Raw genomic sequence first — 13,374 nt, forward strand, 5'->3', positions numbered from 1 at the left:
GGGGGGGGGGGGGGGGCGCCCCCCGAGCTTCCTCCCTCCGACGCGATCCTCACCGGGAGGGAAAGGCGTACCCCCCTCCCTAACCCTCCCCCCTTGGGGGGGAGGGAACAAAACCAAAACCACGCCTTCGGCGTGAGCCGTTACGCCGCCTTGCCGTCGAACATCGGCCCCTTCTCCGCGGACGGGTCCGTCGCGGCCACGAACCGGGCCACCGCCCGGTTCCAGTGCCACCACCCGAGGGCCGCGTAGATCAGCACCCCGCCGGCGAACCCCGCCACCCACAGCGGGAGGTCGTGCGGGGCCGCCAGGTGCGTGTGCCCCACGGCCAGGATCGACAGCGGCGGCACGATCGTCAGCAGCACGTACCGGAACGGCGACAGCGGCCCGCCGGTCGCCGCCAGCAGCACGGCGCACCCGACGATCGTGACGAACCCGACGACCCCGGCCCACAGGCCGAACCGCTTCCCGGCCGCCTCCACGCTCGGCGCGTTCGCCGAGATCGACAGCCCGAAGGCGGCCATCACCAGCATGTGCTCCACCTGGAGCAGCACGACGCCGGGGTACGCCCACCACGGGTACGCCCCGCACAGCACGGCCGGGACGCCGATCATGAGCTGCCAGATCAGCGTGCCCCGCATCAGCCGGAACAGGCCCCAGAACTTCTGCCGGACGATCTCCCGCGGCGGCAGCGGCGTCACCACCAGCGTCAGCAGCGTGTCCCGATCCCGCTCGCGGGCGATGGACTCGATCCCGAACCGGCCCATCGTCATGATCGCCAGCCACGCCACCAGCATCGGCGCGTACCGGGCCATGTCCAGGATGAAGTATTCGCGGTACCCGCCGAGGCTGGAGACGCTCGCGGCCAGGAACAGCAGCGCGGGGGCGACGGCGAGCAGGAAGAACGCCAGCCGGTTGGACCGCGGGTTCTCGCGGGCCTTCGCGTGGACGTGGTGGCAGAACGCCTCCTTCCACCAGACCGCCTCGTCGTCCACCGGCCGCCGCGGCGGCGGGGGCGGCGCGTCCGCCTTCGTCTGCCCCGGCGTCGCGACCTCGGCGTTGTTCGCGCCGGCCCGCCGGATCATTCGGGCGGCGTACAGGAAGCACAGCCCGCCGACGGCGACGTGGAACGACGCGTAGTTCGGGAAGTCGGCGGCGATGGCCGTCACGCTCCCGCCGCCGATCCCCAGCGTCGTCCACTTGATCATGAGCGCGAGCGGGTTGCCGACCGCGACCCAGTCGATCACGTCGCCGAGCGACACGGCCGGCGGCGCGGCGGCCGAGCCGGGGAAGAACCAGACCTCCGGCCAGTACCGCAGCTGCGCCGCGACGAACACGACGAACAGGTACGGCAGGAACGCGACGGCGAACACGTTCCCGCCGGCCTTCTTGTTCGCCGCCAGCACCGACCCCAGCCCGGACAGCCCGGCGATGGACGCGATCGTCGCCCCGCCGTAGGCGAACGCGTACAGGAGCACCGCCGGCTCGACCTTGAACAGGATCGGCAGCAGCAGCACCGTCGGCAGCGCGGCCAGCGGGTACGTCAGGAGGCCGAGCATCCGGGCGAACATCTTCCCGATGACGAGTTCCCGCCCGCGGAGGTCGGTGACGAGCTGGAAGTCGAGCCGCTTCGACTCCCGGTCCTCGGCGACGGCGTAGGTGAGGTACTGGGCGGTCGTCGCCAGCGTCGTGATGAACAACACCCAGAACACGAACAGGAACCCGCCGGTGGCGATGTTCGCGACATCGTCCGGGTGCGGCCGGTCGTCCGGCGGCCGCTCGGTGAGGACGTAGTAGAAGATCAGCAGCGGGACGCCGGCGACGGCCGCGAGGAGCGGCCGCCAGAGGTGGTTCCGCACCCGCCGCGTCATGCGGAGCAGCTCGTGGTTGAGGAACGGGCCGAACAGGTACAGCTTCCGCGTGTCCGCGAGGCACGCGAGGGCGAACAGGCCGAGGCTGACGGGGAGCAGCCACCACCAGTGGAAGGACGCCGCGAGCGTCGCGACCCCGAGGGTGGCGACGTAGGGCGTGTAGCGTTCCGGGTCGAACCGCGCGGGGGCCATGGGAGGCATTATGGGGGAAACGGCGGGCCTCGACTTCCGAAGTCCGGCTTCGACTTCGGAAGTCGATCACCCGCAGGGGCCGGAGCGGACGCGGCGAACGCCCCGGTTCCGTTCGACTTCCGAAGTCGAAGCCGGACTTCGGAAGTCAGGCTTTCCGCTCCTTCGTCGGCCGCGTCTGGTTCTCGAACGCCAGCCTCGCCGACTCCGTCGCGACTAACGAGATGGCGGCCAACACGCCGAGGCCGAGGATGACGACCGCCAACAGGTAATCGTTTGCGTCCCGTTCGCTTCCGTCGCCCAAGAAGCCGGCCACAACTTGCGGGGCCGGGGGCAAGATGGCCCCGGCCAGCACCAACAACCCCCGCGTACCCCCGCTCGCTCCAGCGGCACAGCAGACCGTCATGACGGTGACGCCCACCACCCACCCCACGTACCCGAAGAACACCTTCCCGAACGCCCGGATCGCGGTCGTCGAGTACACGGACGCCAGCAGCCCCAGGGACGCGGCCGCGCACAGCGCCGCCAGTGAGGTCAGCACCAGGAACAGTACCGCCACCGCCGGGACGTGGCCCGTGACTATCGCGGCCAGCCAGAACAGCACGAAGCAGCCGTAGACGTACCGCACGCTCAGCACCGCGGCGAGCCACTTCTGCCGGAAGATTTCGCCCGGCTCCAGGTCGGTCACGAGCAGCGCGTCGAGCGTGTCGAGTTGCCGCTCCCGGACGACGCTGCGGCTAGCCGCCCATGCCACCGGGCCGCACGTCGCGAAGAAGCAGAACACGCTGCTGAACGCGACCCGCACGCGGGCTTCGCTGTCCCGGTTACCCGCCACCTCTTCCATCGCGAAGTGAAACAGTGACCCGCCGAAGGCGACCACCCACACCACCCACGTCTGCCCGCCGAGCAGCCGGGCGGCCCAGCGTTCGATGAAGAAACTGCCGCTCGTCCGCTCCCGCCACAGCACGGGCGCGTCGGCCACCGGCGACCGTGGCGGCGGCTGGTTCGCCAGCACGACGGCCTGCCGGACCAGCGACCCGCCGTCGCGGCGGCCGTCCCGCCGCAGGAACCGCACCGCGAACAGCCACCCGGCCACCACCACGAGCAGCTGGCCGGCGACGAAGTGCCGCAGGATGCGCGGGATTTCCGTGTCCAGCGCGTTCGCCCGCGTTGCGTCTTCGATCTGCCAGGCGGTGAACGCGACCGACCCCATTCCCACAGCCGTGACCGCATCTGATAACCGCGCGGACTGGACCTCGGGCATCAATTTTGAGGTCCCGATCCCGTAAGTCACGGTCTGGTGCAGCCAGACGACGACAATCGCGCTGACGACCGCCGCAGCCGACTTCCCGGCGACGGCCGAGCACGCGATGGCGACACCGCTCAGGCCGAGCAGCCCGGCCACGTACAGGACGCCGACGGCCAGCACGAACCGCGGCTCCACGCCGCCGAGCAGCGTCAGCAGCGCCAGCACCGGCACGACGAGGACCGCGTACCCGAGCACCACGACCAGCCGCCCGGCGAGCTTCCCGGTGAGGATTTCCCGGTTCCGCAGGTCGGTCACGAGCAAGTGCTCCAGCCGCTTCGCCTCCCGCTCCTCGGAGATGACCGTCGGCAGAATCCAGCCGGCGTACAGCCCGGTGACGAGGGCGGTGATGACGGCGACGACGGCGAAGAACATCTCCGCGAATTCCGTGGCCCGGTTCGGCGTCAGCGCGTCGCGGCGGACCTCCTGCGCGTAGACCCACAGGAACAGGAACAGCAGGAAGGAAAGGATCAGCACGCGGAGAATGAAGACTATAGGCGTGCGGGTGACGACGTGCAGCTCGCGGAGGGCGAACGGGCCGAACAGCAACAGGCCGTGGTCCGGCGAGTACGCGGCGAGAAGGAGGAGAAGGATTCCGGCGCCGCCGAGGGCGAGGCCGAGCGGCCCGCCGGCGTACAGCCCGGCGACGAGCGACAGGGAGCCGAGCAGGCCGACGCGCGGGGCGTGGCGTTCGAGCGGGGACGACGGCATCCGGGCCATTATGTCGGCGGGACGCGGCCGGGGGAATGGCCCGACTTCCGAAGTCCGGCTTCGACTTCGGAAGTCGATCCCGCGCGGGGGCCGGAGCGGACGCGGCGAACGCCCCGGCCCCACTCGACTTCCGAAGTCGAAGCCGGACTTCGGAAGTCGGGTGGTTACTTCACCACCGTCACCGGGCCGTGGTCGTCGCAGTGGTCGCCGTGCGGGTGGTGCAGGTGGCCGTCCACCAGGTAATCGACGTGGTCGCCGTGCGGCACGGCCTCGTGGCCGCACCCCGCCCCGTGGACGTGCCCCTTGGCGTGGCCGTCGCAGGCGTGCCCGGTCGTGCAGTCGGCCGGGTTCGCCGCCGACACGGGGATCGCGTGTTCCTCGACCCCGCCGTCGGCCGTGTGGTGGTGCAGGTGGCCGTCGTGCAGGTAGTCCACGTGGCCGTCGTGTTGGATCGCCGTGTGCCCGCAGGCCGGGCCGTGCTGGTGGTCGTGGTTCTCGTGCGCGTGCCCCATGTCCGGTCTCCGGGATCAGGAACGAGATTCAAACGCCCGCCCCCATTCTAGCACCCGGCCTCGGTCGTTTTTGCCTTTGTTCCCTCCCCCCTTGGGGGGGAGGGTTAGGGAGGGGGTAGCCTCCCTTCCTCCGGGACATTCGCTCCGGAAGCGGGAAGCTCACCCCCCTCCCTAACCCTCCCCCCCAAGGGGGGGGGGGACAAGACCACGAACCCCGGCCAGTGGCCCGGACCGCGAATCAGTTGCCGGGAGGGGCGGCCCCCCCGCGGCTCTCGAACACGAACCCGAGGGCCTTCGGAATGATCTTCAGGTTCACGCCGACGCGGGCCTTCAGCATCGCGCCGCCCTCGTAGCTGACGTAGAACGCGGACACCTTCTTGTCGTCCGTGCCGAGGACCTGCGCGGCCATCTGGCCGGCCTGCGGGTTCACGGCCGTCACCAGCTCGCCGAGCTTCTTCGGGTTCACGACCACGTCCACAACATTCGCCGCCGCCGGCTTCGCGGTCAGCGCCGACTTCAGGGCCGCGGACGCGTCCGTGCCGAGCGCCAGGTAGATGCCCTTCGGTCCGAACGCGACGAGCGGCTCCTTCGTGCCGAACAGCCCGGAGAACGGCTCCCCGCCGCCGCCGGCCGGGGGCGTGAGCTTGTGGACGTTCACGCCGTCGATCGTCTCCACGTCGAACTTCAGCGCGTCCTTGAATTCTTGCGGCGCGCCGTCGGCCTTCGCCGCGGCCTTGATCGCCTTCTCCAAGCCGGTCGCGTCCTCGAACGTCAGCGCCACCAGGGCCGTGTAGTGCCCGTCCTTGTCCGGGCCGTTGACGGCAACGGCCAGGTCGCTGCCGCCGGCCTTCACGGTCCGGCCGAGGCCCTTGAGCAACTCGTCGAGGACCGGCTGCGCGAACGGCGGGGCCTGGTCCTTCGACTTCTGCCCTTGCTCGATCAGCTTCACGAAGATGTCCTGCATCTCCGGGGCGGTGACCGGCAGCTGGAACAGCGCGCCGGCGGCCGTCTTCTCCGTCACGAGCGACGCGAACCGGTTCGTCGTCGGCTTCGTGTCGGCCAACTCCTTCGCGTAGGCCGTCCCCTTCTTCGGGACCGCGTAGGACTCGAACGCCACCTCGCCCGCCTTCTCGTCCAGGAGCAGCCGGAACCCGCTCTCGTCCGTCTCCTTCCACTGCGCGGCCATCCGCTTCGACATGGCGGCGTAGCTGGTCGCGATGTCGCCGAGCAACTCGCCCCAGACCGGCATGTTCCGGGCGAGGTCGTTCACCTGCTCGACTTGCTCGGCCTGCTGCTTCACGACTTCCTCGGGGAACCGGTCGGCGAACATCCGCACGAGCACGAGGCCGGGGTCGTTCGCCTTCACCACGTCACCCGCCGCGAGCAGCGCCTTCGGGTCGAGCAGTTCGTCCTTCGCGTTGACGCCGAGGTAGACGTACCCGTCGTGGAACCGGGCGCGGGCCGCCAGGTTCGGCTCGTCCCCCTGCTTCTGGGTCGTGACGACGTACAGCCCCTTGTTCCCCTCCACCGGCTTGACGACGAGCGGGTCGTCCGCCGGGGCGGCCAGGCGGTTGACGAACTCCTTCAGGTCTTCCACGCCGGTCGAGGGGATGGCGAGGAAGCCGTAGATTTCCTTGAAGTCGTCCGGCCCCTTGAGGGCCTTGTTCGGCAGGTAGACGTACCCGAAGATCGGCTTCTTCGTGTCGAGGCCGGCCCACCCCTTCTCGCCGAGCTTGGCCTTGATCTGGCCGTCCACGAGGCCGGCGAGGCCGTCCCCGGCGACGGCCTTCACGATGGTCTTCACGTCGGCGAGCAGCTTCTCGACCGGGGCGAGTTGAAAGACGACGGGCGGGCCGCCGGCCTTGCCGCCGGCCGGGGCCGGGGCGGCGAACCCAACGAGCGGAATCGAGAGCAGAACCACGGCCGCGGACAGCAAGCGGGATCGCATGATCGGACTCCTGGGGGTTGCCGGCATCTTACACCGGGGGCGGGGAGATGGTATGGTGACAGTCCCACTAACGCCGTTCGCGCCGACTGTATAGCCGCCGGCTTGCCGGCGGGGTTTGTAAACCCCAAAGCCCGCCGGCAAGCCGGCGGCTATATGAAGACGGCTCGCCGAATTCTTCAACTGGTGCAAACCATGTTCCGCCTCCTCGCCGCCGTGGGGTTGTTCGCCGCCGCCGGACAAGTTTTCGCCGCCGACCCGACGTACTGGGCGGACGTGCGGCCGATCCTGCGGAAGCACTGCACCGTCTGCCACAACGAGCGGAAGCTCGACGAGCCGGACGTGTCCGCCGGGCTGGCGCTCAACACGCCGGCCGCGATCCGCAAGGGCGGGAAGGTTCCGGTGCTGAAGGCCGGCAAGCCGGACGAGTCTTTACTCGTCACGCTTCTGACGGCCAAAGACCTGAAGCGACGGATGCCGCTCGACGACGACCCGCTGACGGCGGACGAGATCGCGGTGATCCGCAAGTGGGTGCAAACCGGCGCGGCCGAGGGGGACAAGCCGAAGGACGACGAAGTCGTCGCGGTCACGACGCGGCCGCGGAAGAGGCTCGACGTGACGTTCCCGCTGAAGCTAACGGTGAAGGGCAAGCCGGTCGAGCTGGTGCTGCCGGTCGGCCCGTTGCCGCCGGTCGCGGCGGTCGCGTTCAGCCCGGACGGGACGCGCCTCGCCGTCGGCAGCTACGGCCGCGTCACCGTCTGGGACTTAACGTCCGCGAAGCCGGCGCAGACGCTCACGAACGTGCTGGCGGCCGTCAACGACGTGAAGTTCAGCCCGGACGGGAAGCTGCTCGCCGTGTCCGGCGGGCAGCCGTCGGCCCGCGGCGACCTGCGGCTCTTCTCGACGACGGACTGGAAGCTCGTTCACACCCTCGGCGGGCACGCGGACGTGGTATCCGGCGTCGCGTTCAGCCCGGACGGGTCGAAGCTCGCGTCGGCCAGCTTCGACAAGACGGTGCGGCTGTGGAGCGTCGCTGACGGCAAGCTCGTTCACACGTTCACCGGGCACTCGGACTTCGTGTACGCGGTCGCGTTCTCGCCGAAAGGGGACTGGTACGCGACCGCGAGCAAGGACCGCACCGGCCGCGTCATCGACGCCGCCACCGGGAAGGGCCGGCTCACGTTCAGCGGCATGGACAACGAGGTACTCGCCGTGGCCGTGCGGCCGGACGGCCAGCAGGTCGTCACGTCCGGGCTGGAGCCGCAACTGCACTGGTGGGACGCGACCACCGGCGAGCGGCTGAAGCGGCAGGCCGGGCACAACGACGGCGTCCACGAGATCGCGTTCGACAAGGGCGGGAAGCTGGCCGCGAGTGCCGGGGCGGACAAGACCGTGCGGCTGTGGAACCCGCAAACCGCGGCCGCGGTCCGAACCGTGGCGGTGGGGTCCATCGTATACGCAGTAGCCTCAGACGCGGCCGGCAAGCGGGTCGCGGCCGGGGCCGCCGACGGCACGGTCCGGCTGTTCGACGTGGAATCCGGCCGGCCGCTCGCGACGTTGTGGGCCGGGGAATTGGGCTGGCTGGCGACGACGCCGGAAGGGTATTACGCCGCGGCCGCCGGGCTGGCGGTGAAATGGCGTTCCGGCGACGCGAAGCCGCTCGCCGGGCTGAACGCGGCCGCGACGGTGGCGAAGGCGCTGGCCGGCGAGAAGGTAACGGAGCCGAAACCATAGTAGTAGGCACACTCCGTGTGCCGTCTGCTGTCGGTCGCAGCGACTTCCGGGAACTCGCCGACCCGCCGAGGAGACGGCACACGGAGTGTGCCTACTACTATGTGCCCCGGCCATCGCTATAACGGCAGAACGAACTCGTCCTCAAGGTTTCGGAGATACTTCATGCGACGGATTAGCCGACTGGTCCTGGGCAGCGTTGCCGTCCTCGGCCTGGCGACGGCGGTGGTGGCGCAAGCCCCGGCCCCGGCCGCCCCGCAGACGCCGGCCCCGGCCCCGACCACGCCGCCGGCCCCGGCGGCCGCGACGACCGACCTGTACCCGCTCAAGGTCGGCAGCAAGTGGAAGTACAAGCTCGGCGACGCCCAGGAGGTCGAAATCCGGGTGGACGCCATGAAGGACGGCGAGGCGACCCTGGCCACCTACGTGCAGAACCGGGCCGTCGCGAAGGAATCGGTCAAGGTCCAGGCGGACGGCGTCTACCGGACGAAGATCAATGACAGCCCGATCACCCCGCCGGTGAAGATTCTGGCGCTGCCGGCGAAGAAGGACGCGACCTGGACGATCGACTCGAAGGTCCAGGAGCAGGCGCTGAAGGGCAAGTACACGATCAAGGACGAGAAGGAGAAGGTGAAGACGAAGGACAACAAGGAGTACGACGCGGTCGTCGTGGACGCCCCGGAGCTGGACGTGGCCGGGACGAAGACGAGCGTGAAGACGTGGTTCAGCCCCGGCAAGGGGATGGTGAAGTTGAGCTACACGATCAACAGCTACGAGGCGACGATCGAGCTGGTCGAGTACGTCGAAGGGAAGTAACTTCCTGTCACGAACGCGAACGCCCCGGCACGGCCGTGCCGGGGCGTTCGCGTTTATTGCATCCCGAACAGGGGCGAGCCGGCGAGCAATTCAATGTTGCGGAGAAACACAACCGGACGGTCCATGTGAACCGCGTACTGAATGATGAAGTTCTCGTGGTTCGCCTGAAACACCTGCAACCTGGCGTGCCGGTAGTCGAACGCCGGATCGCCCCAGGTCGTGGGGCGGGTTTGATGTTGCTGGTCGATGTGCCGCATGGCACGGGCGAACCACTCCATCTCCCCCAGCCGTGCCGCAATCTCCCCCAAGCTCAACACTCGTTGGAGGACGTTTGCCAGGGGAGCGACCGTGTACCGAGTTTCATCGGCCATCGTGGGCGACCCCGTGTTCGGCGGCCAACCGGTCGATCAGTTGAGTGAATTGGCCGGCGTTCGCTTCCGCGGTTGCCAATTCTTCGGGGGTCGGAAGCGGGAAGACGAGTTGCAACGCCCCGACGAGTCGGTCCCGTTCGGACCGGAGGGCCGCGACTTCTTCTGTCAGCGCGGCGTTCGCCCGTTGCAAGTCCGCGAGTTGTGTGAGTAGTTGTTCTTGACTCATGGCGTGATTTCCCCCTTCGGTCCTTCACCCCATCTTACCGTCCGGCTCCTCGGCACGCCAGACAGCAAGGGCGTCACCTCGCCACGACCTCCCGCCGCTCCGCGGCGTCCGTCTGTTGCGTTATCGGTCGTTGCGGCGCGTTCAGGAACCGCTTCTCCACCGGGTGGTAGAAGCCCCACGCCGCGAGTAGCGACGCGGCCGTGCAGACCGGGACCACCACGAACAGCGCCGCGGCCGGCGTCGAGAAGCCCGCGTGGTGCAGCCACGAACTGCCGAACAGCGTGACCGGCAGGTGAACCAGGTACAGGCTGTAGCACATCCGCCCGCACCACCGCAGCGGGGCCAGCCATCGGGCCTTCGATAAGGCCGCGTCGAACCGGTGCAGCCCGCAGAGCAGCACGGCGAACGCGAACGCGATCACCATGTTCCCCGGCCCGTTCGACGCGAACGCCCACCACCCCGGCACGGCCCGCAGCGACCACAGGAACAGCACCAACAGGAACACCTCCAGGCATCGCGCGATCGTCGGCGTCGCTCGTGCGACGCGGTAGTAGACCGCCACCCCGGCCGCGAACGACAGCCACAGGCCGTTCAGGAACAGCCCGTCTGCCTTCCACTGGTATGCCCGCAGACCGGGCCACGCGCTCAGGTCGGCCACGTTCAGGAACACGATGGCCGTCACCAGCGTCAACAGCGGGAACAGCCACCGCCGCGCGACGAGCAGGATGAGGCCGACGACGACGTAGAACTGCTCCTCGTAGCAGAGCGTCCAGAGCTGGATGGAGTAGTGCATCTTCGGCGGGCCGACGAGGTACGGCCGCCACTCTTCCGTCAGCGTGAACGAGCCGACCCACTGCCAGAACGAGAAGTGCTCCGGCCGGAACATGAAGTCCGAGTAACCGGGGACCGGGCGGAACCACGCCCACGCCGGGAGCAGCGCCAGCAGCCCGAGGCAGACCGCGAGGTACGCCCACAGCGGCGGGTAGATGCGCTTCAATCGGCGGAGGAAGAACGTCGCCGCCGGGCGGGGCTTGTCCCGCGCCGCGTCGGCCGTGGCCGCGATGCAGTACCCGCTGATGACGAAAAAGACCGGCACGCCGACCCACAGCTTCGACGTGAGGACGAGCAGCCAGTCGAGGGCCGAGCCGCCGTGGTCGCGGACGCGGTCGAGGAACTCGTGCGACGCGGCGTAAGAGTTCGTGCAGTGGTAAACGACAACGCACAGGCACGCCAGCCCCCGCCAGGCGTCGAGGGCGTCGTACCGCGGGCGGCGGGGGGTGGGAGTCGCGGGTAACACCCTCAACGGGTAGCACAACTTTCCCGCCCGGTCCAATCGTGCCGGGTTTGCCAGAACCCCAACTCGTCGGGGCCGTGACCCGGCGAGCGTCGGGGCGTAAGCCCGACGTGGCTCCACGCGCACCGCGGCATGTGTCGCGGGGAATTCAGCTCGTTGCCCGTGGCGTAGCCACGTCGGGCTTACGCCCCGACGCTCGCCGGGATTCGTCGGCGGGGGAAAGAATCCGTTCGCCCGAAGGTCCGCCCCGACCGGGTGGGGTAAGGGCCATTATTCGCTACAAGGTTCACCCGCCGCCTTGTAGCGAATAATGACTACTACCCCACTGGAAGGGGGTAGTATTCCGAACGAACCCCGTTCCACTTCCTCGTCGCACCAACACGCCCTCCTTCCCGTCCTTCACCCCGCCGCCGGTTTCCTTCAACCTGTGCCGGTTATCCGGTCGATGACGGATGACGTGGCCGTGTCGGGCGGACGCGGCCCCGGCGAAGGAGAATTGTCCATGCGAATCACCACGCGCGTCTTGGCGGGCCTCACCCTGTTGTCCGGCGTCGGAACCGCGACGGCCGTGCCGCCGACGCCGAAGGCGGAGGAGATGGCCGCGGTCCAGCCGAAGCAGCCCGGCGTCGCCGTGACGCCGCTCGCGCCGGCGGACGTGGCCCGCTGCCGCGTCACCCCATACCCGGACGCGGCGAAGCCGGTCGGCTATGTGCTCACGGACGCGAACAACAAGCCGGTCCGCCGGTTCCTCGCCGTCGAGTCGCGGAATTACAACATCCTGTCCTTCTACCAGAACGGCCAGGAGGTCTACCGCGAGACGGACGTGCCGACCGGCAAGCAGTTCCGCTGGCTCGGCGCGAACGGCAGCAAGGTCGGCGTGGACACCGACGGCAACGGCACCGTGGACGTGTGGGAAACCATCTCGCCGGAGGAGGTCAGCCGCGAGGTGTTCGACGCGATCCTCCGCAAGGACGCCGCGAAGCTCCAGGCGCTGATGGTCACGCAGAAAGACCTGCAAGCCGTCGGCCTGCCCGCGGCCCAGGCGCAAGCCATGCTCGGCCGCGCCCAGAAGGGTGCGGAGCGGCTTCAGCAAACGATCAACGAGTTGAAGCTGACCGAGAAGGCCCGGTGGGTCCACGTCGAGCTGTGGACGCCGGAGACGGTCCCGGCCGACGAGTTCCAGGGCCGCACCGACCTGGTCCGCCACCGCAACGCCGGCGTGCTGGTGGACAAGGGCGTGGACAACCAGGCGGTCACGTTCCAGCTCGGCGAGCTAGTGCAAGTCGGCCGGGCGTGGAAGCTCGTGGACGGCCCGTCCATCGGGTCGCCGTCGAGCGACCCGCCGGTGGCGGGCAACGTCGTGCAGGACCTGCCGAAAGACGTGCAGGAAATCATCAAGAAGCTCGAAGGGCTGACGAACCCCGGCTACGGCGACGCGAAGTACGGCCAGTTCCAGATGGACCGGGCGGCGATCCTCAACGACGCCGTCACGAAGCTGCAGAACCACCCGTCGCAGGAGTTCTTCCTGAAGCAACTGCTGGACGCCTACGTCGCCGCCGCCGAGGGCGGCGCGCCGGACGCGGCGAAGCAACTGACCGCGTGGCGGGACCAGATCGAGAAGGTGGCGAAGGGGTCGGCCCTCGCCGGGTTCGCCGCGTTCCGGGTGCTGGGGCTGGAGTACACGACGAAGCTGTCGGCCACGGCCGCGGACGCGAAGAAGATCGACGAGGTGCAGACGTGGTGGCGGGACTCGCTGGCCGCGTTCATCAAGAGCTACCCGGCGAACGACGAGACGCCCGAGGCGCACTACCGGCTGGCGCTGGCCGAGGAGGTCCGCGGGCCGAAGGGCGAGGAGGAGGCGAAGAAGCACTACGCGGCCATCGCGAAGAACTTCCCGACGCACCAGCTCGCCGCCCAGTCCGCCGGGTCGATCCGCCGACTGGAGAGCGAGGGGCAGGTGATGCAGTTGAGCGCGACGACGCTCGACGGCCACCCGGTCAACGTCGCGAACCTCCGGGGCAAGGTCGTCGCCGTCTACTACTGGGGCAGCTTCCACAGCGGGCTGAAGAACGACGCGAAGGAGCTGGCCGAGTTGGAGAAGAAGCTCGGCGGGAAGCTGAACGTGGTGACGGTCTGCCTGGACACGGACAAGGCGGTGGCGGCGAAGGCGGCGGCGGACGCCGGCCTGCCGGGAGCGCACCTGTTCGCCGCCGACGGCAGCCTGGGGGCGCAGTACGGCATCATCGGCACGCACCTGTTGCTCGTCGGCAAGGACGGCAAGGTGGCGAACAAGAACGCGCAACTCTCGCTCGCCGCGGACGAGGCCGAGAAGCTGGCGAAGTAAGTTGTTGATAGAACGCCGAAAGCCCAGGCACGATCGTGCCTGGGCTTTCGCGCTTTCACCC

Annotated in this window: 10 protein-coding genes; 3 read left to right on the plus strand and 7 right to left on the minus strand. The window is 69.1% G+C overall.

From position 1 onward, the window contains the following. Window positions 1–140 precede the first annotated feature (140 nt). The 4 genes from AC5JJ2_RS19610 to AC5JJ2_RS19625 form a co-directional block, all read right to left on the minus strand. On the minus strand, window positions 141–2,060 hold the full coding sequence (locus AC5JJ2_RS19610) for an ABC transporter permease subunit (RefSeq protein ID WP_495859718.1): 1,920 nt from the start codon (window positions 2,058–2,060) through the stop codon (window positions 141–143). Between the two features lie 145 nt (window positions 2,061–2,205). Next, on the minus strand, window positions 2,206–4,074 hold the full coding sequence (locus AC5JJ2_RS19615) for an ABC transporter permease subunit (RefSeq protein ID WP_495859719.1): 1,869 nt from the start codon (window positions 4,072–4,074) through the stop codon (window positions 2,206–2,208). Window positions 4,075–4,238: 164 nt separating this feature from the next. Further along, window positions 4,239–4,586, minus strand: coding sequence for a hypothetical protein (locus tag AC5JJ2_RS19620; protein ID WP_495859720.1), 348 nt, complete (start codon window positions 4,584–4,586; stop codon window positions 4,239–4,241). A 238-nt stretch (window positions 4,587–4,824) separates the two neighbouring features. Beyond that, window positions 4,825–6,534: a hypothetical protein gene (locus AC5JJ2_RS19625; protein ID WP_495859721.1), complete on the minus strand. Its 1,710-nt coding sequence runs from the start codon at window positions 6,532–6,534 to the stop codon at window positions 4,825–4,827. A gap of 192 nt (window positions 6,535–6,726) precedes the next feature. On the opposite strand from AC5JJ2_RS19625, the gene AC5JJ2_RS19630 reads away from it, so the two are divergent. Beyond that, window positions 6,727–8,265, plus strand: coding sequence for a WD40 repeat domain-containing protein (locus AC5JJ2_RS19630; protein WP_495859722.1), 1,539 nt, complete (start codon window positions 6,727–6,729; stop codon window positions 8,263–8,265). A gap of 162 nt (window positions 8,266–8,427) precedes the next feature. Beyond that, a complete protein-coding gene (locus tag AC5JJ2_RS19635; RefSeq protein ID WP_495859723.1) occupies window positions 8,428–9,078 on the plus strand; it encodes a hypothetical protein in 651 nt (216 codons plus the stop codon). A gap of 53 nt (window positions 9,079–9,131) precedes the next feature. Here AC5JJ2_RS19635 and AC5JJ2_RS19640 read toward each other — a convergent pair whose 3' ends face one another. The 3 genes from AC5JJ2_RS19640 to AC5JJ2_RS19650 all read right to left on the minus strand — a co-directional run bounded on the left by AC5JJ2_RS19640 (window position 9,132) and on the right by AC5JJ2_RS19650 (window position 10,972). Next, window positions 9,132–9,449, minus strand: coding sequence for a hypothetical protein (locus AC5JJ2_RS19640; protein WP_495859724.1), 318 nt, complete (start codon window positions 9,447–9,449; stop codon window positions 9,132–9,134). Further along, window positions 9,439–9,675: a hypothetical protein gene (locus AC5JJ2_RS19645; RefSeq protein ID WP_495859725.1), complete on the minus strand. Its 237-nt coding sequence runs from the start codon at window positions 9,673–9,675 to the stop codon at window positions 9,439–9,441. The genes AC5JJ2_RS19640 and AC5JJ2_RS19645 overlap by 11 nt, the downstream gene beginning before the upstream one ends. Window positions 9,676–9,748: 73 nt before the next feature. Next, complete coding sequence (locus AC5JJ2_RS19650) at window positions 9,749–10,972, minus strand: acyltransferase family protein (RefSeq protein WP_495859726.1); 1,224 nt, start codon at window positions 10,970–10,972, stop codon at window positions 9,749–9,751. Window positions 10,973–11,471: 499 nt separating this feature from the next. Between AC5JJ2_RS19650 and AC5JJ2_RS19655 the strand changes: the two genes are divergently transcribed. Continuing rightward, the gene (locus tag AC5JJ2_RS19655) at window positions 11,472–13,313 is read left to right on the plus strand and encodes a hypothetical protein (protein ID WP_495859727.1); all 1,842 of its coding nucleotides are present in this window, start codon (window positions 11,472–11,474) and stop codon (window positions 13,311–13,313) included. Window positions 13,314–13,374: the final 61 nt, after the last annotated feature.

It is taken from the genome of Limnoglobus sp., from assembly GCF_059499385.1.

Coding starts and splice junctions, on each gene's coding strand:
- AC5JJ2_RS19635 (WP_495859723.1), top strand. CDS start 8,428: ATGCGACGGATTAGCCGACTGGTCCTGGGCAGCGTTGCCGTCCTCGGC.
- AC5JJ2_RS19640 (WP_495859724.1), bottom strand. CDS start 9,449: ATGGCCGATGAAACTCGGTACACGGTCGCTCCCCTGGCAAACGTCCTC.
- AC5JJ2_RS19615 (WP_495859719.1), bottom strand. CDS start 4,074: ATGCCGTCGTCCCCGCTCGAACGCCACGCCCCGCGCGTCGGCCTGCTC.
- AC5JJ2_RS19625 (WP_495859721.1), bottom strand. CDS start 6,534: ATGCGATCCCGCTTGCTGTCCGCGGCCGTGGTTCTGCTCTCGATTCCG.
- AC5JJ2_RS19655 (WP_495859727.1), top strand. CDS start 11,472: ATGCGAATCACCACGCGCGTCTTGGCGGGCCTCACCCTGTTGTCCGGC.
- AC5JJ2_RS19610 (WP_495859718.1), bottom strand. CDS start 2,060: ATGGCCCCCGCGCGGTTCGACCCGGAACGCTACACGCCCTACGTCGCC.
- AC5JJ2_RS19645 (WP_495859725.1), bottom strand. CDS start 9,675: ATGAGTCAAGAACAACTACTCACACAACTCGCGGACTTGCAACGGGCG.
- AC5JJ2_RS19620 (WP_495859720.1), bottom strand. CDS start 4,586: ATGGGGCACGCGCACGAGAACCACGACCACCAGCACGGCCCGGCCTGC.
- AC5JJ2_RS19630 (WP_495859722.1), top strand. CDS start 6,727: ATGTTCCGCCTCCTCGCCGCCGTGGGGTTGTTCGCCGCCGCCGGACAA.